This window comes from Arthrobacter sp. SLBN-83, assembly GCF_006715285.1.
In the GTDB taxonomy this organism is placed as follows: Bacteria; Actinomycetota; Actinomycetes; order Actinomycetales; family Micrococcaceae; genus Arthrobacter.
The window spans coordinates 395,585-419,860 of sequence record NZ_VFMX01000001.1; the positions used below are offsets into that span (position 1 = coordinate 395,585).

Annotated in this window: 22 protein-coding genes and 1 pseudogene; 14 read left to right on the forward strand and 9 right to left on the reverse strand. The window is 65.2% G+C overall.

Annotation, left to right across the window (positions count from 1 at the left end; translation table 11 throughout):
• Positions 1–37: 37 nt before the first annotated feature.
• The 4 genes from FBY30_RS01760 to FBY30_RS01775 all read right to left on the reverse strand — a co-directional run bounded on the left by FBY30_RS01760 (position 38) and on the right by FBY30_RS01775 (position 4,150).
• Complete coding sequence (locus FBY30_RS01760) at positions 38–934, reverse strand: carbohydrate ABC transporter permease (protein WP_142130900.1); 897 nt, start codon at positions 932–934, stop codon at positions 38–40.
• Positions 924–1,844, reverse strand: a complete 921-nt coding sequence (locus FBY30_RS01765; protein WP_235009299.1) for a carbohydrate ABC transporter permease — start codon at positions 1,842–1,844, stop codon at positions 924–926. Before FBY30_RS01765 ends, FBY30_RS01760 begins: the two co-directional genes overlap by 11 nt.
• Before the next feature lie 57 nt (positions 1,845–1,901).
• Positions 1,902–3,155 carry an ABC transporter substrate-binding protein gene (locus tag FBY30_RS01770; protein ID WP_235009300.1) on the reverse strand — a complete coding sequence of 418 codons (1,254 nt, stop codon included), beginning with the start codon at positions 3,153–3,155 and terminating at the stop codon, positions 1,902–1,904.
• Positions 3,156–3,370: 215 nt separating this feature from the next.
• Complete coding sequence (locus tag FBY30_RS01775) at positions 3,371–4,150, reverse strand: FadR/GntR family transcriptional regulator (RefSeq protein WP_142130901.1); 780 nt, start codon at positions 4,148–4,150, stop codon at positions 3,371–3,373.
• 183 nt (positions 4,151–4,333) lie between these two features.
• On the opposite strand from FBY30_RS01775, the gene FBY30_RS01780 reads away from it, so the two are divergent.
• The 13 genes from FBY30_RS01780 to FBY30_RS01840 all read left to right on the forward strand — a co-directional run bounded on the left by FBY30_RS01780 (position 4,334) and on the right by FBY30_RS01840 (position 17,754).
• Positions 4,334–5,719 (forward strand): L-fuconate dehydratase, encoded by a 1,386-nt coding sequence (locus tag FBY30_RS01780; RefSeq protein WP_142130902.1) that lies wholly within the window; start codon positions 4,334–4,336, stop codon positions 5,717–5,719.
• Positions 5,716–6,144, forward strand: a complete 429-nt coding sequence (locus FBY30_RS01785; protein WP_142130903.1) for an RbsD/FucU family protein — start codon at positions 5,716–5,718, stop codon at positions 6,142–6,144. The genes FBY30_RS01780 and FBY30_RS01785 overlap by 4 nt, the downstream gene beginning before the upstream one ends.
• Positions 6,145–6,164: 20 nt before the next feature.
• The gene (locus tag FBY30_RS01790) at positions 6,165–7,037 is read left to right on the forward strand and encodes an amidohydrolase family protein (protein ID WP_235009529.1); all 873 of its coding nucleotides are present in this window, start codon (positions 6,165–6,167) and stop codon (positions 7,035–7,037) included.
• 1 nt (position 7,038) lies between these two features.
• Positions 7,039–8,010 carry an aldo/keto reductase gene (locus tag FBY30_RS01795; RefSeq protein WP_142130905.1) on the forward strand — a complete coding sequence of 324 codons (972 nt, stop codon included), beginning with the start codon at positions 7,039–7,041 and terminating at the stop codon, positions 8,008–8,010.
• A 37-nt stretch (positions 8,011–8,047) separates the two neighbouring features.
• Positions 8,048–8,893: a fumarylacetoacetate hydrolase family protein gene (locus FBY30_RS01800; RefSeq protein ID WP_142130906.1), complete on the forward strand. Its 846-nt coding sequence runs from the start codon at positions 8,048–8,050 to the stop codon at positions 8,891–8,893.
• A gap of 18 nt (positions 8,894–8,911) precedes the next feature.
• On the forward strand, positions 8,912–9,670 hold the full coding sequence (locus FBY30_RS01805; RefSeq protein ID WP_142130907.1) for an SDR family NAD(P)-dependent oxidoreductase: 759 nt from the start codon (positions 8,912–8,914) through the stop codon (positions 9,668–9,670).
• A 66-nt stretch (positions 9,671–9,736) separates the two neighbouring features.
• A complete protein-coding gene (locus FBY30_RS01810) occupies positions 9,737–11,041 on the forward strand; it encodes a hemolysin family protein (RefSeq protein WP_142130908.1) in 1,305 nt (434 codons plus the stop codon).
• Positions 11,042–11,203: 162 nt separating this feature from the next.
• The gene (locus FBY30_RS01815; protein WP_142130909.1) at positions 11,204–12,184 is read left to right on the forward strand and encodes a LacI family DNA-binding transcriptional regulator; all 981 of its coding nucleotides are present in this window, start codon (positions 11,204–11,206) and stop codon (positions 12,182–12,184) included.
• A 139-nt stretch (positions 12,185–12,323) separates the two neighbouring features.
• Positions 12,324–13,643 carry an ABC transporter substrate-binding protein gene (locus FBY30_RS01820; protein WP_142130910.1) on the forward strand — a complete coding sequence of 440 codons (1,320 nt, stop codon included), beginning with the start codon at positions 12,324–12,326 and terminating at the stop codon, positions 13,641–13,643.
• A gap of 89 nt (positions 13,644–13,732) precedes the next feature.
• Positions 13,733–14,656 carry a carbohydrate ABC transporter permease gene (locus FBY30_RS01825; protein WP_142134813.1) on the forward strand — a complete coding sequence of 308 codons (924 nt, stop codon included), beginning with the start codon at positions 13,733–13,735 and terminating at the stop codon, positions 14,654–14,656.
• Positions 14,656–15,555, forward strand: a complete 900-nt coding sequence (locus FBY30_RS01830) for a carbohydrate ABC transporter permease (protein ID WP_235009302.1) — start codon at positions 14,656–14,658, stop codon at positions 15,553–15,555. The genes FBY30_RS01825 and FBY30_RS01830 overlap by 1 nt, the downstream gene beginning before the upstream one ends.
• Positions 15,552–17,150, forward strand: a complete 1,599-nt coding sequence (locus tag FBY30_RS01835; RefSeq protein WP_142130911.1) for an alpha-amylase family glycosyl hydrolase — start codon at positions 15,552–15,554, stop codon at positions 17,148–17,150. Before FBY30_RS01830 ends, FBY30_RS01835 begins: the two co-directional genes overlap by 4 nt.
• Positions 17,151–17,313: 163 nt before the next feature.
• Positions 17,314–17,754: a hypothetical protein gene (locus FBY30_RS01840; protein ID WP_142130912.1), complete on the forward strand. Its 441-nt coding sequence runs from the start codon at positions 17,314–17,316 to the stop codon at positions 17,752–17,754.
• A gap of 16 nt (positions 17,755–17,770) precedes the next feature.
• On the opposite strand, the pseudogene FBY30_RS01845 reads toward FBY30_RS01840, so the two are convergent.
• The 5 genes and pseudogenes from FBY30_RS01845 to fdhA form a co-directional block, all read right to left on the reverse strand.
• A pseudogene (locus FBY30_RS01845) lies at positions 17,771–18,513 on the reverse strand (dienelactone hydrolase family protein).
• 65 nt (positions 18,514–18,578) lie between these two features.
• Positions 18,579–19,940, reverse strand: a complete 1,362-nt coding sequence (locus FBY30_RS01850) for an MFS transporter (RefSeq protein WP_142130913.1) — start codon at positions 19,938–19,940, stop codon at positions 18,579–18,581.
• Positions 19,941–20,008: 68 nt separating this feature from the next.
• Positions 20,009–20,959, reverse strand: a complete 951-nt coding sequence (locus FBY30_RS01855) for a serine hydrolase (protein ID WP_142130914.1) — start codon at positions 20,957–20,959, stop codon at positions 20,009–20,011.
• Positions 20,960–21,222: 263 nt separating this feature from the next.
• Positions 21,223–21,576, reverse strand: a complete 354-nt coding sequence (locus FBY30_RS01860; protein ID WP_142130915.1) for a GNAT family N-acetyltransferase — start codon at positions 21,574–21,576, stop codon at positions 21,223–21,225.
• A gap of 107 nt (positions 21,577–21,683) precedes the next feature.
• Positions 21,684–22,895 (reverse strand): formaldehyde dehydrogenase, glutathione-independent, encoded by a 1,212-nt coding sequence (fdhA, locus tag FBY30_RS01865; RefSeq protein WP_142130916.1) that lies wholly within the window; start codon positions 22,893–22,895, stop codon positions 21,684–21,686.
• A 301-nt stretch (positions 22,896–23,196) separates the two neighbouring features.
• Here fdhA and FBY30_RS01870 point away from each other — a divergent pair, with 301 nt between their 5' ends.
• Positions 23,197–24,171 (forward strand): aldo/keto reductase, encoded by a 975-nt coding sequence (locus FBY30_RS01870; protein ID WP_142130917.1) that lies wholly within the window; start codon positions 23,197–23,199, stop codon positions 24,169–24,171.
• The last annotated feature ends 105 nt before the right edge of the window (positions 24,172–24,276 follow it).

The window sequence follows — 24,276 nt, forward strand, 5'->3', positions numbered from 1 at the left end:
TTGGGATTTGTTTTTTGAAAGTCGTAAGGGGTGTTGCCTAACGGCCACCGAAGCCGCCCATGCTGACACCTTTGACCAGCTGACGCTGCAGGAGGATCACTACGAGCAGGCTGGGAATCACGGCCGTGGTGGCCGCGGCCATCAAGGGTCCCCAGTCCGTCCCGCGCTCGCCGGAGAACATTGACAGGCCGAGCGGAATGGTGGCCCTTGAAACGTCATTGATGACGATCAGAGGCCAGAGGAAGCTGCTCCAGTAATCGATGAAGCTGAACACAGCCACTACTGCTAGCGGTGCGCGAACCAGCGGCAGTATGACGCTCCACAGGATCCGGATGGATCCCGCACCGTCTATCCGGGCAGCTTCCTCGAATTCGACCGGGAGGGAAAGCAGGAATTGTCGGATGAGGAACGCTCCGAATGCACCGAAAGCGAACGGCACGATGAGCGCTGGGATTGAATTCACCAGATCCAGCTTGTTCATCATGATGTACAGCGGGATCACCAGGACCTCCTGCGGCAGCACCAAAGTTCCAAGGAAGACAAGGAACAGTTTGTCGCGGTGCTTGAACTGCAACCGCGCGAAAGCGTATGCGGACAGCAGCGACACCACGGTGGTCAAGGCCGCTCCTGCAATGGACACCAGGAAGCTGTTAAAGATCACCTGTGCGAACGGTATGGCAGTCCAGGCGGTGACGTAGTTTGACCATTCCACGCGGGAAGCCAGGAAGTTTGAACCCGTGGAGAAAACTTCGGAGGTCGGCTTCAGGGAAGTGGCCACCATCCAGAGGAAAGGGAAGAAGAAAATGAGACCGGCAAGGATGATGGCTGCCCTGCTGATGTATGTACCGGGCCGCTTCTTCCTGCGACGGGCAAGGGGTTGCCGTTTCTGGACTCCAGTGTTCAGGGTGCCCTTGGCCATGGTTTCAGTTGTCATAGTTGACCAACCTCTTCTGCTGGGAGAACTGAAGTGCCGTGATGAGCATGACGATCACAAACAGCGCCCAAGCCAGCGCTGATGCGTAGCCGAGCTTGTCGAAGGAAAATCCGTTGCGGTACAGGTAGAGCACGATGGTGTTGGTGGATTCACCGGGCCCGCCCAGCGTGAGCAGGTACGGCTGGGTGAAGACCTTGAAGGATCCGATGATGGTCATCACCGTGCAGAAGAACAGCGACGGCGACAGCATCGGCAGCACAACCCGGAAGAAGCGCTGCCACGCCCCGGCGCCGTCAATGCGGGCTGCTTCCAGCAGGTTTGGTGAAATCCCGTTGAGCCCCGCGCCCAGGACGATGATGTTGTAGCCAATGCCCTGCCATACGGACATGGCGATCAGCGAGCCCATGGCCAGCTGGCTGTTGCTGAGCCAGGACGGTCCGTGGATGCCGAAGTTTGCCAGGAAGCTGTTGACCACACCGTCATCGGTGAGCATCAGCCGCCACACGAGCGCGTTGGCGACCATTGGCGTGACTACCGGGATGAAGAACAGCACACGAAAGAACGGTCCCCAGCTGCCGAGGTTGTGCAGCCATGTGGACAACGCCAGCGCCAGGACCAGGTTCAACACGGTGTAACAGACAGCGAAGAACAGGGTGTTGCCCAACACGGTCCAAAAAACGGGGTCCCCACTAAGCATGCGGACGTAGTTGTCCAACCCCACGAACTTTGCTGCGCCGAACAACGGCCAATCGAACAGGCTGATCACCAGGGAGGCGACGAGCGGCACCACAATAAAGATCAGGAACCCGAGCATGCCGGGAGCGAGGTAAACCGCGGCGAGCTTTCCGTGGCCAGTCACCCTGGCAGGCTTCTTTGCGTTCTTTACGGTGAGCGTCGGTAGAGCAGTCATCGTTGACCTATTCCATGAGCGGGGCAGGCTCCGGGCGGGGAACCTGCCCCGGGAGGATTACTTGGCGGAGTTCGCGATGGTGGAGAGGATTTCCTGGGCGGACTTGCTGCCGCGGAACCCGTCACCGGAGTACTGAGTGAAGTTTGTTTCCACCTGGTTCCAGGTGGGCGTAGTAACCAAGGGGCGCCCGGACTTCAGCAATGCTTCAACTACGGCGACGTCGGCAGCAGGCTTGTTGCCGGCCCAGTCCTTGACCGCGGACTCCACGGACGGCACCGTCCCGCGGGCTGCCCCAACGGCTCCAACCACCTCAGGCGTCGTAATCTTCATGATGTTCTTGAAGGCCGCTTCCTTGTCCTTGCAGGACGCTGCGATGGCGAAGGCGGATCCCTGGATCATGCCGACGCTCTTTCCCGAAGTGGACGGAACCACGGCGATTCCCACCTTGCCCTGGGTCTTCGTCGTCAGTGTGTCGTACATCCAGGGGCCGTCGATGATCATGGCTGCCTTGCCGCTCATGAACTGCTGCTCCGGAACATCAGTGCCGTCCGATGCCTGAGGAGCGGTGGCCACTTTCTCCTTGGCCGCCAGGTCAAAAGCGAATTGCTGGTCCTGCACCAAGCCCTGGTTGGTCAGGTCCAGCTTTCCGTCCTTGACCGGTTCGTTGCCGTTGGCAAAAGCCAATGGCAGGCCCGGTCCAGAGCCGAAGCCCGGCGGGACGGCCAGGCCCGTGACGCCGTCTTTCGTCAATGCCTTCAGGTCGGAGGTGAACTGGGCGGTGGTGTAATTGAGGGTCGGTTCCTTCACGCCTGCTGCGGACAGGAGATCCTTGTTGTAGTAGAGGACCACCGGTTCGGCGTCATACGGGATCCCTCGCAGGCTTCCGTCAACCGTCAGGCCATCGATCATCGCCTTGTTGTACATCGAGACGTCAATGTTGTTGCTCTTGACCATGTCATCGAGCGGCACCGTCAGGTCCTTGAGCTCCTGGGCGCGGGCTGCCTGCGTAGTGATGATGCAGGGTGCGCCTGAACTGGACAACCGCGTCTTCACTTTTGTCCAGTAGTCGTTGAAACTGGGGCCCTCGAGCGTGAGGTTGAACGCCGGGTCTTTCTTCTTGGCCGCGTCCACGAAAGCCTGCCACTGGGCCCGGTCGTTTTCGTTGGTAATCCAGGTGTACATCGAGGAGGCTTCCTTGCCCGCATCCGATGATGAATTTGCGCTTGAACCGCAGGCGCTCAAGGTGCCCGCGGCGAGGGCTGCCACCGCTGCCGCTGTCAGCAGGCGGCCGGTAACGCGGTTGTTCGACACGATGATGTCCTTCCATAGCTGGGGACAAGGGTTGCCCGGCGACGTCCTCGTGGCCTGCCTGGTGTGATTTCCGCAACCCCTGCCTCAACAGAATGACCCCGGTCATCTCAGTAAGTCAAGGAATCATCTGATCTTTATTTGGCCAATTTGAACGAAAGCGCCTGGAGGATGGAACTTTTGCGGTCTTTTGGATAACTAGATCAGACGAATAGCGGCTAAAGGTCGCTGTCTTGACCACCAAGGACTGTCTCTGCGTCCCCTACTCGTCCCTCCAAGTCCGGCTCGGGGATGGCCGTGACATAGTCCTCCACCGCATAGAGGTGGTTGGCCATCCGCGTTCGGGCGCGGTCCACATCATGCCGGCGCAGTGCTTCCAGGATGCCCAGGTGCTCGCGATGGGTGGCAAGCAGCCCTTCGTTGTCATGCATGGACCGCCACATCCGGCCCCTGATCGTGTTGGTGGAAACCGTCTCGATTAACGCTGACAGCACATGGTTGGCAGACGCCTCCGCTATCAGCCGGTGAAACTCCACATCACACTGCATGGCGGCTTCATGCTGGACGGGGTTCGCATGAATGGCCGCATGGGCGCGATCCAAAATGCCTTCAGCTTCGTCCAGCTTGTCTTTGACAATACAGATAGCGGCCGCGGCGGCAGCCTCGGTCTCCAGCGCCCTCCGCACGGTGTGCACCTGGTTAGCCCGTTCGCCGTCCTGCAGGCCCACCCAGAATTCCATGGCCGAAAGGAGCGCCGAGGGCTCCAGGCGGGTCACGAAAGTGCCGGCACCCTGCTTGGTTTCCAGGATGCCCATCGTGGACAGCGCCCGCACGCCCTCACGGAGCGAACCCCGGGAAACCTGCAGCTCCGCCGCCAGGTCCTTCTCGATCGGCAGCCGGTCGCCGGGCTTGAGCCGGCGGGAGGACAGCATTCGCTTTACGCCGGAGATTACGACGTCCGTCTGGGACATCGAGCCATTTGCTGCGCCGCTGGTCATGACAACCGCCTTTCTGGGTACTTCACCAAGTGAGCTTCCGCTGGAAAAATGACTTTCATCAGATGTATTGCTTGGAAAAAACAGCCTACTCCGATATTCTCATCGAATACTTCCGAATACATCAGATGACGCTCGCAACGTTGCTGGAGCTCATCGTCATAGCCTGAACCTGGAGGGCTTACCTTGCCAAAGATCACTGGATTCGACGTGTTTGACGTGCGGTTTCCCACGTCGCTGACTGCGGACGGCTCGGATGCCATGAACAAGGACGGGGACTATTCTGCCGCCTACATAGTGCTGAGGACAGACGACCCGGCACTGTACGGCTGCGGCTTCACCTTCACCATCGGCCGCGGCAACGACATCTGCGCGGCTGCCATCGAACTGCGCGCCCGGCCCCTCATAGGGCAGGACGCCGAGGAGATCTGCGGCGACCTCGGGGGAACTTACCGTGGCTTGAAGCGGGACTCCCAGCTGCGCTGGCTGGGACCTGACAAGGGCGTGGAGCACCTGGCCCTCGGGGCGGTGATGAACGCGGTCTGGGACCTCGCGGCACGACAGGCGGGGAAACCCCTGTGGCAGTTGCTGGCCGACATGACCCCGGAACAGATTGTTGACGCGGCGGACCTGAGCTACCTATCGGACGCCCTCACCCGTGAAGAAGCGCTGGGCCTGTTGACCCGCCTTGCGCCCACCAGGGACCAGCGCATCCGGCAACTGACTGAAAACGGGTACCCCTGCTACACCACGTCCGCCGGCTGGCTGGGCTACTCGGACGAGAAGCTCCGGCGGCTGTGCCAGGAGGCTGTAGACCAGGGCTACCGCCACATCAAGCTCAAAGTAGGCGCATCCCTGGAGGAGGACATCCGCCGCCTCGCGATTGCACGCGAGGTCATCGGTCCTGACGGCAACCTGATGATCGACGCGAACCAGGTGTGGGATGTTCCGCAGGCCATCGACTGGGTCAAGCAACTGTCCGAATTCAACCCCATGTGGATTGAGGAGCCAACCAGCCCCGACGATGTCCTGGGCCATGCCGAGATCCGCAGGGCAGTGCAGCCCATCGGAGTGGCCACGGGCGAACACGGCATGAACCGGGTGCTCTTCAAGCAACTCTTCCAAGCCGCTGCGATCGACTACTGCCAGCTGGACGCGTGCCGGCTCGCCAGCGTGAACGAAGTACTCGCCGTCCAGCTGATGGCGGCTAAATTCGGGATCCCCGTGTGCCCGCACGCCGGCGGTGTGGGCCTGTGCGAACTGGTCCAGCACCTTTCAATCTTCGACTTCATCGCAGTGTCAGGTGACCTAACAGGACGGGTGACCGAGTTCGTCGACCACCTGCACGAGCATTTCGTGGACCCATGCATCATCAAGGACGGCGCCTACGTCATGCCCGCGAATCCCGGATATTCCGCGGAACTCAAGGAGCAAACGCTGCAGGAATACGCCTTTCCCTATGGCACCTACTGGGCAGGAACTGACACTGGCCAGGCAGAACAGGCCTGGCGGGCGGGAAACCAACCCGGCCAGGTTGCCTTCGCGAGCGCACGGCTTGGGGCACAGGCATGATCAACTACACCCTGACCCACCCGGGGCTGCTGGCCGCGCTCGCCGAATCCGGCCATGGCTCGCAGATCCTGGTTGCAGACGCCAACTACCCGCACAACACCGGAGCACCCGCATCCGCCCGTCGGATTGCCCTGAACCTCCGGCCCGGCCTGCTGACGATTGACCAGATCCTCGAAGTCCTGGTGGACGCAGTCCCCCTGGAGGCGGCAGCGGTGATGACCCCGCCGGACGGAAACTGGACGGAAGCAGTCAAAGGCTACGAACGGACGTTGGGCACGGAGGTCCCCATCACGTCCCATCAGCGCTTCGAGTTCTACGACGCCGCACGCTCGCCCAATGTCGCCGTCGTCATTGCCAGCGGCGATACCCGGCACTACGCCAACCTGCTGCTCACCATCGGCGTGCGGCCGGACGGCACGGCCTGATGGAGGCGCCTTCCTTGCAGGTGGTTGACTCCCATGTCCACGTCTGGGATCCGGACGTGCTGGACTACGCCTGGTTGGGCGACACTTCCGGGTTGAACCATCCGTTCCTGCCAAGGGACCTCCCCCACACTTCACAAAGCACGCGGGCCGCCGTCTTCGTGCAGGCCGACTGCCGCGATGACCAGGCACTCAAAGAAGTGGACTGGGTGTCAGGCCTCCGGACGGACTGGCCCCAGCTCGCCGGGATTGTGGCGTTTGCGCCCATCAGCAAGGGCGACGCCGTCGAACAGGACCTTGGCCAACTGCTGGAACGGCCCCTGGTCCGCGGGGTCCGGCAGCTGTTCCAGGACCGGGACAAATCCTTCATGCTGCACCAGGACACCCTGGCGGGAGCACGGCAGGTGGGCGGCGCCGGGCTGGTCTTCGACGCGTGCATCCGCGCCGGACAACTGGCACCCCTCGCGGAATTCGCCCGCCGCGTGCCCGGGCTCGCGATCGTGCTGGACCACATGGGCAAGCCGCCCATCGCCAGTGGAGAGCTCACGGCCTGGCGCAGCGGCATGCAGGAGCTGGCCCGCTGCGGCAATGTCGTCGTCAAAATTTCCGGAGCCGGCGCCGAAGCTGACCCGAACCGCGCCCTGGCGCCCCAGGCATTGCCGTTCATCCAGGAGACGCTGGATCTCTTCGGAGCGGAGCGATGCATGGTCGGCAGCGACTTCCCTGTCTCCCTGAGACGCCCCGGTGCCTACCTTGACTGGATCACCACGGTGGAACAGGCGATGGCGGGCGCGTCGGAGGCCGAACGCAGCAAGGTGGCGCAGGAAACCGCGGCCCGTGTCTACCGCCTGGAAACGGCAGCAGAACAGGCAAGCCCACACGAGGAGAAGGACTGACATGCAAGCAGAAACCCGCACCATTCCTGGTACTGACGTCCAACTGCCGGTGCTCGGCCTCGGCGGAGCACCCATCGGCAATCTCTACCGGGAGGTGCCCGAGCAGGAAGCGGTCGACGCCGTCACCGCGGCCTGGGAGGGCGGCGTGCGCTATTTCGACACCGCGCCGCACTACGGGCTGGGGCTTTCCGAACGCCGCATGGGTGCCGCGCTTGCAGGGAAGGACCGCGAAAGCTACGTGCTCAGCACCAAGATTGGGCGGCTGCTGCGCCCCAACCCCTCGCCCGGAGGCAAGGACACGGAAGGCTTCGACGTCCCTGACAATGTGCACCGGGTCCGCGACTACTCACGCGACGGGGTGCTGCGCTCCATAGAGGAGAGCCTGCAGCGGCTGGGGACCGACCGGATCGACATCGTCTACATCCATGACCCGGATGACTACTGGGCGGAGGCCGTGGAAGGCGCGGCCCCGGCACTGTCCGCGCTGCGCGACGAAGGGGTGATCCGCGCCTGGGGTGCAGGAATGAACCAATCTGAAATGCTCCACCGCTTCGTCACCGAGACGGACATCGACGTGGTCATGCTCGCCGGGAGGTACACGCTGCTGGAGCAAGGTGCGGCCCGGGACCTGCTCCCCGCGTGCCTGGAACGCGGCGTCGGCGTCGTGAACGTGGGCGTCTTCAATTCAGGGCTGCTGTCCAAGGAACGCCCAGCTGCCAACGCCACCTACAACTACGCACCTGTCCCGCAGGAACTGCTGGACCGGGCCAACCTGCTGGCTGACATCTGCGAATCGCACGGGACCACCCTCCCGGCGGCCGCCCTCCACTACCCCTACCAGCACCCCGCCGTGACAAGCGTTGTCCTTGGCATGCGGACGCCCGCGCAGGTAAAGCAAAACCTGGACCTGGCCGCCCAAAGCGTCCCGGCCGGGTTGTGGACTGACCTGCGCGAGCGCGGACTGATCGACTGAAAGCACAACCGAGTACTACCGAGAAAAGAAGAAACGAATGCAATTTGCCCGCATAGGTGCCACTGGCAAGGAAATCCCCGCCCTGCTCCACGACAAGAAGTACTACTCCCTGGAGCAGGTGACCCGGGACATCGATGCCGACTTCTGGGAAACGAATGGGCCGGCGCGTGCCGCAGCGGCACTGGCCGCCGGCGAACTGGCAGAACTCGCCGTTGACGGGGCCCGGATCGGTGCTCCGATCGCCAGGCCGTCCTCCGTGATCTGCGTGGGCATGAACTACGCAGCCCACGCAGCGGAATCCGGCTCCGCACCGCCTTCGGTCCCCATCATCTTCCATAAGGCACCCAACACCGTGGCCGGGCCGTTCGATCCGGTGGCCATCCCACGCGGTTCCACCAAGACCGACTGGGAAGTGGAACTCGGCGTGGTCATCGGCCGGCGTGCCTCCTACCTGGACTCCCCCTCCCAGGCCCACGACTACATCGCAGGCTTCGTTACCGTCAACGACCTGTCAGAGCGGACATTCCAGCTGGAGGTATCCGGCGGCCAGTGGTCCAAGGGAAAGAGCTGCGCAGGTTTTTGCCCCACTGGCCCATACCTCGTGACCCCGGACGAGGTGGACGCCCACGACCTGCGGCTCCGCAGCTGGGTGAACGGCGAAATCCGCCAGGACTCCTCCACCCGCGACCTGATCTTCGGCGTGGAGCAGGTGATCTATGACCTCAGCCAGTTCCTGGTCCTTGAGCCGGGGGACCTGATTTGCACCGGCACCCCGGAGGGAGTAGCCCTGTCCGGGCGTTTCCCGTACCTCAAGGCCGGGGACGTCGTCGAACTTGAAGTGGCGGGACTGGGCCGCCAGCGCCAGGAATTCTTCCAGGGCTAATTACGAAAGGACCAGACAATGGAGTTTGCGGGCATCAAGGCAATCGTTACCGGCGGAGCCTCGGGAATTGGGGCTGCGACAGTGAAGCTGCTGCAGGAACGCGGGGCCGATGTCGCCGTGTTGGACCTCAACCCCGACCAAGCGCCGGCGGGAGTGAAGGCCGTCCACTGTGACGTCTCCGAAGACGCGTCCGTCCGCCGGGCCGTTGAAGAGGCTGCGGAACAGCTGGGCGGGATCGACGTGGTGGTCAACAACGCCGGCGTGGGTGCACAGGGCACCATTGAAGCAAATGACGACGACGAGTGGCACCGCGTGTTCGACGTCAACGTGCTGGGCATGGTCCGGGTGTCACGGGCTGCCCTGCCGCACCTGCGCCGGTCCAGCCACGCGGCGATCGTCAATACGTGCTCTGTTGCAGCCACCGCCGGGCTCCCCCAGCGCGCCCTGTACAGCGCAACCAAGGGCGCAGTGCTGTCGCTCACCCTGGCCATGGCCGCCGACCACCTCCAGGAAGGCATCAGGGTCAACTGCGTGAACCCGGGGACTGCCGACACTCCCTGGATCGGCCGCCTGCTGGCCAGCGCACCGGATCCTGCCGCGGAACGGGCGGCGCTGGAGGCGCGCCAGCCGCACGGCCGGCTGGTCTCGCCGGAGGAAGTCGCAGCCGCCGTCGCCTACCTTGCCAGCCCGCTCTCGGGGTCCACCACCGGAGTGGACCTGGCAGTGGACGGCGGCATGCAGGCACTTCGGCTCCGGCCCCGCCCTGCCGCTTCCTGACGCAGCCGCTTCTGAGCAGGGCAACAGGCACGCGCCACCGGGATCGTGGCTCGGTAAAGTCGTGTCATGGACAGCGGCGCTTTCCTCAATATCGCGTTGGTTCTTGGATTCGTATTGCTGGGCGGGGTGTTCGCCGCGGCGGAGATGGCACTGGTGTCCCTGCGCGAAAGCCAGGTGCGCCGCATCGAGAAGTCCGGTGAGTCAGGGGCTCGAACGGCGGCGCTGGCGCGCAACCCCAACCGGTTCCTCTCCACGGTCCAGATCGGGGTGACGTTGGCTGGGTTCTTCTCGGCGGCCTACGGCGCCTCGGCGATCGCGCCCGACGTCGTGCCTCTCCTGGAAGCCGTGGGGCTGGGTGCGGCGGCCGGGCCGGTCTCCTTTATTGGCATGACCCTGCTGGTGGCCTACCTGTCCCTGGTGCTGGGCGAATTGGCGCCCAAGAGGCTGGCGCTGCAAAGCCCCGTCGCCTTCACCCGGGTCCTGGCCCCGCCGCTCATCAGTTTTTCGAGGCTCATGCGGCCAGCCATCTGGTTCCTGTCCGTCTCCACTGACGCCGCGGTCAGGCTCTTCGGTGGTGACCCGCGTGCCAAGCGGCCCGCCATCACCTCGGAGGAACTGTGGGACATGGTGGCCGGGAACGAGATGCTCGAAGAGAGCAGCCGGCACATTCTTGCCGACGTGTTCGGCGCCGGAGAAAGGACCCTTCAGGAGGTGATGCGCCCGCGCACGGAGGTCGTCTTCATCGACGGCGCCATGACCATCGCCGACGCCCGCACCATGGTCCGCGACGGCCCCTATTCCCGGTTTCCCGTCATCGGCAGGAGTCCCGACGACGTCCTGGGCTTCGTGCACATCCGCGACCTGATGCCGGGCGGCAAGGTGCAGGACCAGGCAGTGGTGCGTGACATCGCCCGTAAGATCCTTGCCATGCCGGGGACCAACCGGGTGCTGCCGTCGCTGTCCCGGATGCGCAGGACCAACCAGCACATTGTGCTGGTGGTGGACGAATACGGCGGCACGGACGGCGTGGTCACGCTCGAAGACCTGGTGGAGGAACTGGTGGGCGAGATCTACGACGAGTACGACACCGGCGCCGAGCACGAGGACCGCGTCAACATGGCCAACGGCACCATCGATGTGGACGGCGGGCTGATCCTCCAGGAGTTCACGGCAGCGTCCGGGATCGCCCTGCCGGAGGGCCACTACGAAACAGTGGCCGGGTTCATGCTGGACCGGCTGGGCCGCCTGCCTGCCGCAGGCGACAGGGTCGAGATCCCCGGATACGTCCTGACAGTCCTCAGCATGGACCGGCTGCGGATAGCCCGGATCCGGGTCACCCCGGTCACCAACCATCCCGGCGCCGCTGGCTGAAGAAATACGACGGCGGGACGAACTTTCCGCCAAAGAGTCGCGTTTACGAAACGCATCGGGTTCCACTTCCCCTCCCCTTACTGTTGTTGAGGCAAGTTACGCAACCGTTTACGTAAACCGTTTGCGTAACTTCCACAGGCACGAAACGGGAAGAGGAAAACCGTGGTAACCATCAGGGATGTGGCGCAGCACGCCGGTGTCTCCCCTGCCACCGTTTCCCGCGTGGTCAACGGCCTGGTGGGGTATTCGGACGAGACCCGGGAACGCGTCGAGGCCGCCGTCCGGAAACTCAGCTACGAAACCGACTACCTGGCCCGCGGCCTCAAAACCCGGCAGACTTCCGTGATCGGACTCCTCGCCCCAATGGTGTCGGACGCCCTCGCCTCCAAAGTGATGCAGGGCGTCGAGGAGGAGGCCCAGGAGCGCGGGTACGCCGTCATGCTGGGCCGCACCGGGGCAAAGTCCGCGTTCATCGCCGGTTACCTCCGGACCCTGCGCACCTACCGGTCCGCAGGCGTCATCCTCATCTCCGCTGTCATCACCCAAGAGACGCGGCAGCTGCTCGGCCCCAACATCCCCATCATCTCCGTGGCCATCAGCGACAAGACCGGTTCCCCCAGCGTCGCCATCGACGACGAACAGGCAGCCTACGACGCCACCCGCCACCTGCTGAAGATCGGCCACCGCCGCATCGGCCTGCTGGCGGGAGATCATGCCTCCGTCTTCGTGGCAAAGCCCCGCGAGCGCGGCTACCTCCGGGCCATGCGGGAGGCAAAGTGCACCCCCGTTACAGCCATCGGCAGCTTCTTCTACGAGAGCGGAGCCGCTGGGCTGGACGAACTCCTGGCCCAGGACCCGGGGCTGACCGCCATCTTCGCGGTGAGTGACGAAATGGGCGCCGCGGTGGTCAACGAGCTCCAGAAGCGGGGCCGGAAAGTGCCCGAGGACGTCTCCGTCCTGGGCTTCGACAACACTTCCACCTCGCTGCACGTCCACCCGCCGTTGAGCACCATGGCGCAGCCGCTGGAGGAGATGGGCCGGATGGCCGTCACCAAGCTCCTCCGCGCACGGGACCTTGGGCCCAAGATCATGCCGCACCGGCTCATTGAGCGCGGATCCACCGCACCTCCGCCCACCACCTGATCCTTCCACCACCTCGAAGACACCCACCAAGGCAACGACCGGCGCCTCCCGTGCCGCCGTCGTCGTACTTTTCCATGCCCGCAAACCGAGGTTTGCACCGAGAAATATGCACCATAAAAATCCCCAGAAGGAGCATCACATGAGGCAGCGCCGCCGCACCTGGCAGACACTTCTCACCACCACCGCACTCTTGACGGCAGCCGCCACCGGGCTCACGGCCTGCGGGGGCTCGTCATCCGCGCCGAAGGCCAGCAGCAGCCCGGCCGCCGCGTTCGAGGGCAAGGGACCCATCAACTACGTCTCCTCCCGCGATGCCTCCGGCGCCGCGAACAAGAGCATTGATGAGTGGAACGCCGCGCATCCGGATGAAAAAGTCACGTTCATCGAGCTGCCGGACTCCGCGGACCAGCAGCGCCAGCAGCTCATCCAGAACGCCCAGATCAAGTCGGACACGTTCAGCGTGCTGAACCTGGACGTCGTATGGAACTCCGAGTTTGCCGCCAACAAGTGGGTCCTGCCGTTGCCCGCGGACGCCGTGCCTACGGACAAGATGATCCCGGCCACCGTGAACGCCGCCAAGTACCGGGACACCCTGGTGGGTGCGCCGTACTACACCGACGGTGCGCTCTTCTACTTCCGCCAGGACCTGCTCACCGCCGCCGGCGTTGCCGCCCCGCCCAAGACCTGGGACGAGATGAAGGACGCCTGTAAGAAGATCCTGGCCCTGCCTGAAGCCGCCGGCATGTCCTGCTACGCCGGGCAGTTCGACAAGAACGAAGCCCTCACCGTGAACTTCTCCGAGGCAGTGGCCTCCGCCGGGGGCAGCGTGGTCGATGCCGACGGCAAACCCACCGTTGACACCCCGGAAGCGAAGAAGGGCCTGTCCCTGCTGGTGGACGGGTTCAAGGAAGGACTCTTCCCCTCGGACGCCATCACCTACCTTGAGGAACAGGGCCGCCGCGCATTCCAGGACGGCAAAGTGGTGTTCCTGCGGAACTGGCCGTTCGTCTACGCCTCCCTGAGCGCCACTGATGGCTCCAGCAAGGTAGCCGGCAAGTTCGGCATCACCTCCATCCCCGGAACCGACGGCCCCGGCGTCTCCACCCTGGGCGGCCGCAACCTGGCCGTCTCACCCTTCACGCCCAACAAGGCCACGGCCCTGGAGTTCATCAAGTTCTTCACCAGCGAAGAGCAGGCCAAAAAGCGCCTCGAACTGAGCTCCCGCGCACCCGCCTACGCCGACCTCTACCAGGACCAGGCCGTCGTGGCCAAGCGCCCGTTCTTCCCCACCCTGCTTGAGTCCCTGCAGAACGCCCAGCCCCGCCCCAAGGTGGTCCAGTACGGCGCCACCACCAAGGCCATCCAGGAAGAGGCCTACGCCGCGATCACCGGCCAGAAGACCACGGACGCCGCCCTGGCCGACATGCAGTCCAAGCTCAAAGAGATCTCCTCGAAATGACCAGCACCGCAACGCTCAACCGGAGATTGAGCGGACCGCCCGGCGCGAACAACGCGCCGGGCGCGGGCCGCACCCCGGGCGAAGGCCGGATGGCAGCCCTGCTGCTCTCCCCCACGCTCCTGGTGCTGGCACTGGTGATCGCCTACCCGCTCATCTCCGCCATCCACCAATCCCTGTACCGGGCCGAGTCCGGGCTTGACGCTGACGGCTACGTCACCGAAGGGGAAGCGTTCGTTGGCCTGGCCAACTACGCGGACCTCTTCGCGGGCGAAGCCGGGCAGCGGTTCCTCAACGCGTTCGGCAACACCACGTTCTTCACGGTCACCACTGTGCTGCTGGAAACCATTTTGGGCCTGGCCCTGGCGCTGGCCATGAACCGGGCCTTCAAGGGCCGGTCCTTCCTCCGGGCCAGCATCCTTGTGCCATGGGCTGTCCCCACGGCGGTTTCCGGCCTGCTCTGGCGCTGGATCTTCCAGTCGGACGGCATCGCCAATGCCCTGCTGGGCAGCGAAATCCTGTGGACCGCGGAGGGCGCGGCCTCGAAGGTTGCCGTCATCGTGGCTGAGGTCTGGAAGACGGCACCCTTCATCGGTTTGCTGGTGCTCGCCGGCATGCAGATCATCCCTGATGAGGTGTACGAGGCCGCCAAGATCGACGGCGCGGGCTGGTGGCGGCAACTGGGCTCCATCACGCTCCCGCTGGTCAAGCCCACGCTGCTGGTGGCCGTGCTGTTCCGCATGCTCGACGCGTTGCGCATGTTCGACCTGCCCTTCGTCCTCATCGGCCCGGGCAAGCAGTCGGTGGAAACGCTGTCCATGCTGGCGTGGGACGAGTCCAACCAGCTCCGGTACGGCTCGGCGTCGGCCTTTGCCGTGATCCTGTTCCTCTACGTCGCGGCCGTGGCCATCGTGTTCGTCAAGGTGCTGGGCGCAGACATCACCGGTGCAAAGCAGCTGGGCAGCAAGCGCCGTGCCCGCAAGACAGACCGCATCCGGAAAGGCGAGGCCGCCTAATGACCATCACAGACCTCCGGGCCCTCTCCAAGGCCGGGGACCCGGCGTCGGACGGCACCCTTGCGGGCAAGCACAAACGTACCTGGCGCTCCTACTCCGTCTACGCGGGCCTGGCCCTGATCATTGTCTACTGCCTGGCGCCGTTCTACTGGATGGTCGTCTCAAGCCTGCGCCGCACCGCCGACATCTTCGACAACACCCTCCTGCCGAACCCCTTCTCACTCGAAAATTACACCAAGGTGTTCGACGGCTCCACGATGTTCGGCCAGGCGCTGCTGAACAGCCTGATCGTGGCGGGCGTGACCACCGTTGCCGCCCTGGTGCTGGGCGTCTTCGCCGCCTACGCCATTTCCCGGCTGAACTTCCGGTTCAAGTCCGTGATCCTCGGCGTCATCATCGCCACGTCCATGTTCCCGGGGATCTCCGTGGTGGTGCCCCTGCTGCGGTTCTTCACGGACCTTGGCTGGATCAACACCTACCAGGCAATGATCATCCCCAACCTGTCCTTCGCCATTCCGCTGGCCGTCTGGAACCTCACCACGTTTATGAAACAGCTGCCGTTCGACCTTGAGGAAGCCGCGATGATCGACGGCTGCACCAAGTGGCAGGCATTCCGGAAGGTCCTGCTGCCGCTGGCCGCCCCGGGTGTGTTCACCACCGCGATCCTGACCTTCATCCACAGCTGGAACGAGTTCATCATTGCGCTGTCCATGATCAACGACCCGAAAATCCAGACCGCCACGGTGGCCATCTCCAAGTTCACCGGCGCCACGGAGTTCCAGGCGCCGTTCGGTGAGCAGATGGCCGCCGGCGTCATCGTCACCATTCCGCTGGTGATCATGGTGCTGGTGTTCCAACGCCGGATTGTCGAAGGCCTCACGGCTGGAGCCGGCAAATGAGCGGCAACTGGTGGGAATCCGCCGTCATCTACGAGGTGTACCCGCGGTCCTTTGCGGACGGGAACGGCGACGGCGTGGGCGACCTCGCCGGCCTGATCGAACGGCTGCCCTACATCGCCGCACTCGGAGTGGATGGGATCTGGATGACCCCCTTCCAGCCCTCGCCGCAGGTGGACCAGGGCTACGACGTCAGCGACTATTGCGGCGTGGATCCCCTGTTCGGGGGCATGGCGGACTTTGACCGGCTCCTCGCGCGGGCCCATGCCCTTGGCCTCCGGGTCCTGCTGGACGTGGTTCCCAACCACTGCTCGTCCCAGCACCCGCTGTTCCAGGAGGCACTGGCCGCCGCCTCGGGTTCGCCGGAGCGGGAGCTGTTCCACTTCGTGGAGGGCCGCAGCTCATCCCCCGACAACCCCAGCGACCTTCCGCCCAACAACTGGCAGAGCGTCTTCGGCGGGCGGGCCTGGTCCCGGGCCAACCCCGGCTCACAAACCGACACCGAGTGGTACCTGCACCTGTTTTCCTCCGGGCAGCCGGACTGGAACTGGCGGAACCCGGCGGTGGGCGACTACTTCGAAGGCGTGCTCCGCTTCTGGTTCGACAAGGGCGTGGACGGCCTGCGGATCGACGTGGCCCATGCCCTCTTCAAGGCCGACGGGATGCCGGACGCACCCTCGGAAAGCCCAGTGGTGGACGGACTGCGTTCCAACCCCCTGGTGTCCGACCAGGAGGAGGTGCACGAGGTGTACCGGCGCTGGCGGCGGCTGGCAGAGGAGTACCAGCCGCACCGGCTGCTGGTGGGCGAAGTGAACCTGGAGCCACTCCGGGCGGCCCGCTATACCCGTGCCGACGAGATGCACCAGGCTTTCGCCTTTGCGTTCGTGAAGCTCGGCTGGGACGCCGCAGCGTGGGCTCGGGTTGGCACCGAGCTGGAGGAAGCCCGGCAGTTGCATGGCGCCGCCCCCACTTGGGCCCTGGAAAACCACGACATCGTCCGCTCCGTGACCCGCTTCGGCGGCGGCGCGCTCGGGGCCAGGCGTGCCCGCGCCGCCTTGGTGGCGCTGCTGGGCCTGCCCGGTGCCGCGTACATTTACCAGGGGCAGGAGCTGGGACTGGCCGAGGTGGACGTGCCCGAGGAGGCACGCGTGGATCCTATGTGGGCCCGCGGCTGCGTCACCCGCGACGGTGCCCGCGTGCCCTTGCCGTGGACCGGGGACCCTGCCGGGAACCACGGCTTCTCGCCGGTCAGCGGAGCGGCCGCTCCGTGGCTGCCCCTCCCGGACGGCTGGGGAGAGCATGCGGTTGAGCGGCAGCAGCGTGACCGGGAGTCGCCGCTGGCGCTGGCCACCAGGGCCATTTCCCTGCGGCGGCAGCTGTGGGGGGACGGCACCTTCACCACGGACGACGGCGGCACCTGGCACGTGGGGGCAGGGAGCCTCCTGACCTGCGAACGGAACCCCGGCTTCCTGGTGGCGGTAGCCATGGGGAGTGCACCTGTGCAGCTGCCGCCCGGCGTCGTGCTTTTCAGCGCCTTCCCGTTGGAGCAGGACGGCTGGCTGCAGCCGGACAACGCTGCGTGGCTCCGCCGCTCCTAACGCGCAGGCCCGGTTCTGGGACCAATGGCCCTACGGTCAGGGGCGTACTGCCGCCACAGTTAAGGGGCGGCTGGCCGTTGGGGCCAGGAGCGGCTGGGGGCTGTTTCCGCTGCATCTCGGGGCACAGGGCACGTGCTCCCTTACCCCGGCAGGACACATTGCTATGTTCACGAAACGCACCACCCTCATCGGCGCCGCCCTGGCCCTTGGCGCTGCGGCCCTCGCAGCCCCCGCACAGGCCGCAAGCGGCAACGGCGCGGACGTCACCAAGTTCAACGAGTGCTCGGTTTACGGCAGTTACCAGGACTGCCGCACGGGGACCGCGGTCAACCACCACGTTTCGACACCCAGCGGCGTCCAGTCCACCTCGTCCTCCAGCAACTACACGGACACCTTGACTGTGACGGACGGCGGAACTGTCCTAAACACCATCCAGACCCAGACGCACTCCCACATGCTCGTCCGCGACGGCCAACTCCTTGAGGTGGGCCAGCATTACCGGGAGCAAACCACGGACGCCACCCGGCAGTGCTGGGAACGGGAGGACTCCCACCAGACGGGCACCAAGGTCCAGTACGACCGCGATGCGCACTACTGCCCGTGAGCGGGTGCCGCCGCTCCTAGGCCTCCAGGCTTCGCTCCAGGAAAGCGAGCGTGCGGGTCCAGGAGTCGGCGGCTGCTTCGGCGTTGTAGGTGTACTTGTTGGTGTCGTTGAAGAAGGCGTGACCTGCGCCCGGGTACACCACCGCCTCGAACTTCACCCCGGCCGCGCGCATGCGTGACTTCAGCCCTGGCAGCTCGTCCGTGAGCCCTGCGTCCTGATCCCCGTAAAAGGCCAGGACGGGCAGTTGATGGCGCGCAGCTCTGCGTCCTTGAACTCGGCGTGCCCGTAGAAGGGGACGGCTGCGCGCAGCCTGGGTTCGGAAACGGCCAGCGAGAAAGTGTAGGTCCCGCCCAGGCAGAAGCCCGTGGCAGCCACCCGGCCGGTCAGTCCGGCCACGCCCTCCAGGTGGTCGAAACACACGTGCAGCGCAGCAACCGCATGCTTGGCGTACTCCGGGGAGCGGATGGGTGCCATGTGCTTGCGCAGGCGTGGCTGGGCGTTGCTGCGCTGTTGGGGGTCGAACGCCGCCTCCTGCAGTTCCCCGCTGAGATCCGGCACGCCGCCGGCTCCGGACAGCAGGTCCGGGGCGACTGCCAGGTAGCCTTCCGCGGCAAAACGGTCCGCCACGTCCCTGGTGTGGGGCACCAGCCCCCACACTTCGTGGACCACCACCAGCCCGCCTTTGGGGGTTCCGGCTGCTTCACTGACGTAGGCCTGGACGGATGTCTTGGCGTTGCCGAGAGTCATCATGTTTCCCATGCGGCCAGCATGGCATGCTCCCCCGGGCCTTCCTAGGGGCTCCGGCCCCTACCTGAGGCGTTCGGCTACGCCTTCTGCTGCCGCCAGAACACGGAAATCCCGAACGTCACGGCGCAGAGCACCAGCATGGCCAGCACCATCCGCATCCAGCTCTCCTGATGCACCCCGCCGGCAGCGAACACCCCGATCATCACCGTCGCGGTAATCGCGCCGACGTAGCGGCAGGTCTGGTAGATGCCGGCCGCCACGCCACGGTCCTGGGGGCGGGTGGACACGAACATGCCCTGGTTGGAGGCGATACTCACGGTGCCGTACGGGACGCCCATCAGCGCGGTCAGGACCACCACGAACGGGATGGCCAGCGTGCCGGTCAGCAGCCACATGAGTGCCGCCACCACGGTCAAAAGGACGACGCCGGCCAGCAGCACGCGCCGCACGCCGAACCTTCCCATCGCGGAGACGGCCCACGGGGTGGCGATCACGGACATGCCCGCCAGGGGCAGCATCAGCAAACCCACGACGCCGGGATCGTAGCCGCCGGCTTCCTGCAGCAGCTGCGGCAGGCCGAAGAAGACGAAGTAGTAGACGCTGCTGAACACGGCGAAGGCCAGGTACACCAGCATCAGCGGCCGGTTCCGGCCCAGCAGCCGCAGGTCCAGGAACGGCTTGGCGAAGCGCAGCTCCCGCCAGGCAAACAGTGCCGCGAGGACGGTTCCGGCGGCCAGCATCAACCAGCGGTAGTCCGGCGCCACGTTCAATGCGGCCATCATGACCAGCAGCAGGGCACCTATGAAACCAGCGATGCCGGGGACGTCGGAGTCCCGCACCAGCTCTGCCACACTGCCGTGCTCCCGGACCTTGTCCGGCGGCGCAGCCTTCCGCACGATCAGCAGCGCTGCCAGTGCCAGCGGAACGTTGATGAGGAAAAGCGACTGCCAGCCCACGAAGCCCACCAGCAGTCCGCCGACCACTGGCCCCACCGCGGCTGCAGAGGTGTTGGCCATTTGCAGCCGGCCCAGCGGACGGGCGGTGTCAACCTTTGCCTGGTGGGCCAGCGCCCCCACCATCACCACGGCGCTGGGGTAGGCGGTGGCGGTGCCCAGCGCCATAACCGCCCGCGCCACGCAGAGCAGCGCGAAGTTCGGGGCCAGTGGGGCCAGGGCACACGTGATGGCCACCAGTGCCATGCCCAGCATGAACATCCGGCGCGGGCCGAACCGGTCGGCCAGCCTGCCCATGACCGGCTGCCCGGCGGCGGAGGCCAGGTAGAAGGAGGTAACAACCCAGGTAACGGCAGCGACGTCGAGCCCGAAGTCCGCGCGCAGCACCACCAGGGCGACAGCGATCATGGACGAATTAAGCGGGTTGAGTGCCGTACCCAGGCTGAGGCCGGCGACGGCCAAGGCAGTCCGGGGTTTGTTGCTCACGGTAACAGTCTGGCCCACCGCGGCCGCCCGGGACGATTCGGCGGGCTTCCGGCGGGGTGTGGCGTTCGCTACTTGCCGGCCAACGCCACCGGCAACAGCGCGTCCTCCACGGCCCGGGTCAGGTCGCGGATGACCTCCGCCTGGCCGTCATCGGCCACGCCGTCCGGGTTCTCCGTGTAGATCACCAGAGCAAATGTGGACCCGCCGTAGGTGAGCAGGGCGGCGTCATGCAGTTCGCCGGACACCTCCCCGTACTTGTGGTGGACGTCCACTCCCGGCCGGGAACCGGCGGGAATGAGGTCTTCATCGTTGGTGTCCTGCATGTAGCTGAGCAACTGGTCCGTGTTCTCCTTGTCCAGGAGCTCCCCCGCGTACAGCTTCTTCAGGATCAGCGCCATGTCCGCGGCGGTCAGGAGATTCTGTTCGGGGTCGTACGTGACCCCGATGGAGTCCGCGTAGGCGATCAGCTGCGGGTACCCCACGGCGTCCATCAGCAGCAGCCAGGAATCGTTGTTGCTGTCATTGACCATGGCCTTGAGCTGGAATGCGGCGTCGTAATCGCCCATGGGTGCGTCCAAACTGGCCTGCCCTTCCTCCACCAGGTGGTAGTAGGCGGCGGCTGTCAGGATTTTCGCCGTGCTGGCTGCCGTGAAGGTGTCCTGGTCCCCGAAAGTCCGTTCTGCACCCCCGGAGACGTCGGCGAGCGCCAGCCCAATCCGGTATTGGTCCGCTTCGCTCAGGATGTTCTCCACGTTGTCCTGCAACGACGGCGGGGCTGCCGCCACCGGCGCCGCGGGCACGGCGGGCGGAGTGGGGACCACTGCACCCGACCGCGGTTCCGACCTGACCACCGCCAGGGTGATGGTGCCGACGATCACCAGGACCACGATGAGCGCCAGGATCAGCAGCCGTCGGTTGCCCCGGGCCTTACCGGAACCAGGCTTGCCGGGGGCCGGCCTGCGGGGCACAGGCGGCGGAGCCTCGCGGCCTGGTGTGGGCACCACGTGGTGCTCGGACATACAAGGGCTCCTGTCCCGCCTCGGCAAACACAAACAACGTCAGCGCGGCCATGAGCCGCGCTGACGCTGCCGATTAAATCACCGGAGGATGGGAGCTTCCTGAAGGCCTGCAGGTGTTCCGCGCCACGCTGCCGAAGCGCGGAACAGGGAATCATTTCGACGCCGGGAGTCCATGTCGACGCGCAAATTACTCTGCGCGCACCAAATTCTGCGTGCGCCAGGGAATGTGCGCGTCGAAAAACGTTTTGCGCACCGAAATCTGCTTAGCCGCGGGTGCGGGCAGCGAGTGCCGTCTCCAGGAACTCCAGGTGCGCCGGGGTAACTGCAACCACGCTGCCCAGGTATTCAGGGTGCTTGGCCAGGAACTTCTTGATGAACGGGCACACCGGAACTATGCCGCTGCCCGCTTCCACGGTGCTGTCCAGGGCAGCCGTGGCGAGCCGGCCGGCCAGACCCTGCCCGCCGTATTCCTCATTGACCACCGTGTGGTAGAAAATCCGCTGCGGCGACTCCCCGCCGTCGTACTCCTTGTACGCTGCCTTGCCAATGACGTTGCCGGCGTCGAGGAGCTCGAAGCGTTCGCGCTCGGGGTTGTGGCGGACGGTGATGTCGCTCAAGGGGAACTCCTTTGTTTGCGGGTGGTGCTGCCCGTGCAAAGCCTAACCCGGCACGGGCAGCACCTATTTCCGCAAGCGGCGGTTCCCTCGCGGCATTACCCGCCGGGTCAGCTCAGGTAGCCGTTCGGATTGAGGACGTACTTGGTGGCCGCGCCGGCGTCGAACTCCGCGTAGCCCTTCGGTGCGTCCTCCAGCGGGATGGCCTTGGCGTTGACGTTCTTGGCGATGCTGACCTTGTCATTCAGGATGGCCATCATCAGCTGCCGGTTGTACTTCATCACAGGGCATTGGCCCGTGGTAAAGCTCAGCGACTTCGCCCAGCCGGTGCCGAGGCTCAGGCTCAGGGAGCCCTTCTTGGCTGCCTCATCGATGCCGCCCGGATCGCCGGTGACGTACAGGCCGGGAATACCCAGCGCGCCGCCCGCCGCCGTGATGTCCATCAGGGTGTTCAGCACGGTTGCGGGTGCTTCCTGCGCGCCCTTGCCATGGCCGCGGGCTTCGAAGCCCACCGCGTCAACGGCGCAGTCGACCTCAGGAACGCCCAGGATCTGCTCGATCTGGTCCTTCGGCTCGCCCTGGGTGAGGTCCACGGTTTCGCAGCCGAAGCTGCGCGCCTGCGCCAGCCGGCCCTCGTTCATGTCGCCCACAATCACGACGGCGGCACCCAACAGGTGTGCGCTGGTGGCCGCCGCGAGGCCCACAGGACCAGCCCCGGCGATGTACACCGTGGAACCGACACCCACGCCCGCTGTGGTGGCGCCGTGGAACCCCGTGGGGAAGATGTCCGAGAGCATGGCCAGGTCCATGATCTTCTCCATGGCCCGGTCCTTGTCCGGGAACTTCAGCAGGTTCCAGTCCGCGTACGGCACCAGGACATAGTTGGCCTGGCCGCCCACCCAGCCGCCCATGTCCACGTAGCCGTAGGCGCTGCCGGGGCGGTCCGGGTTCACGTTCAGGCAGATGCCGGTCTTGCGTTCCTTGCAGTTCCGGCAGCGGCCGCAGGCAATGTTGAACGGAACCGAACAGAGATCGCCGACCTTAATGAACTCGACGTCCCGGCCCACCTCCACCACTTCGCCAGTGATTTCATGGCCCAGCACCAGGTCTGGCGGGGCGGTTGTGCGCCCGCGGACCATATGTTGGTCCGAGCCGCAGATGTTCGTGGCCACAGTTTTCAGGATCACCCCGTGGTTAACCGGGCGTCCCACGTTCGCGGGGTTGACCCCTGGCCCGTCCTTGAGCTCGAACGTTGGGTAGTCAATGTCGATTACTTCAACCTTGCCCGCTTCTTTGTAGGCAACGGCTTTGTTCCCTGTCATCTATCACTCCTATAGTCAGGCGTCCGGTGGGACGGCCATGATCTGGGTAGGTGGGACATCCCTCGGGGAAACAGCCCTGGCCCGTCGGTGCTTCCTGATACTTGGCGTGGTCAGATACCGGTTCCCGGGTGGGGATTCGCCCAGTCTAGGCACGGCCCCCCAAGCGGTCTAGGGGTAGGAAGCCCCTTGTTTACCGGAGTATTCACAGGGGAAGTTCCTATAGTGGCCTACGCTGCACCAACCGGCCCCCAGACCGCCGGCTGGCCGCTTCCCAGGCAAGTTCCACCTTGAGGAGAACGGCATGAAAACACGCACCATTGGACAACTGACAGTTTCCGCCTTGGGCCTTGGCTGCATGGGCATGAGCGAGTTCTACGGCGACGGCGACGAGCAGGAGTCGATCGCCACCATCCACGAGTTCCTGGACGCCGGCGGGTCACTGCTGGACACCGCCGACATGTACGGCCCCTTCACGAACGAAAAGCTGGTGGGCCGCGCCATTGCGGGACGCCGCGAGGACGTTGTGCTCGCCACCAAGTTCGGTAACGAGCGCCGCGAGGACGGGTCCTGGGTGGGCATCAACGGCCGCCCCGAATACGTCCGGGCCGCCTGCGATGCCAGCCTCCAGCGGCTGGGGGTTGACCACATCGACCTCTACTACCAGCACCGGGTGGACAAGACCGTTCCCATCGAGGACACGGTGGGCGCCATGGCGGAACTGGTCCAGGCCGGAAAGGTCCGGCACCTTGGCCTGTCCGAAGCGTCAGCAGAGACCATCCGGCGGGCCCACGCCGTGCATCCCATCACCGCGCTGCAGACCGAGTATTCGCTGTGGGAGCGCGAGCCGGAGACCAAGGTCTTCCCCGTGCTCGCGGAGCTGGGCATCGGGTTCGTTCCCTACAGCCCCCTGGGCCGCGGCTTCCTCACCGGCCAGATCCGCAGCGTGGACGACTTCGCCGAGGACGATTTCCGCAAGCACTCCCCGCGCTTCCAGGGCGAAAACTTCACCCGGAACCTTGAGCTGGTGGACCGGGTCAAGGAGCTGGCGGACCGGAAAGGCTGCACACCGGGCCAGCTTGCGCTCGCCTGGCTGCTGGCGCAGGGCGAGCATGTGGTCCCGATCCCGGGCACGAAGAAACGGGAACGGCTGCGGGAGAACCTCGGCGCCGTGGACGTCGAACTTGGTGTGGAGGATCTCCAGTTGCTCGACCAGCTGGCACCTGCCGGGGCAACTGCAGGCGCCCGCTACCCGAATATGTCCACCATCGATACGTAAGTTCCGGGGAACCGCTGGGGGCGGCCCTTCCGCGCATAGGCGTTGCCGGCCGGCAACGGTTACGCGGGCCCGGGCCGCCCACGCGGGAAGGGCGCCACTAGGCGC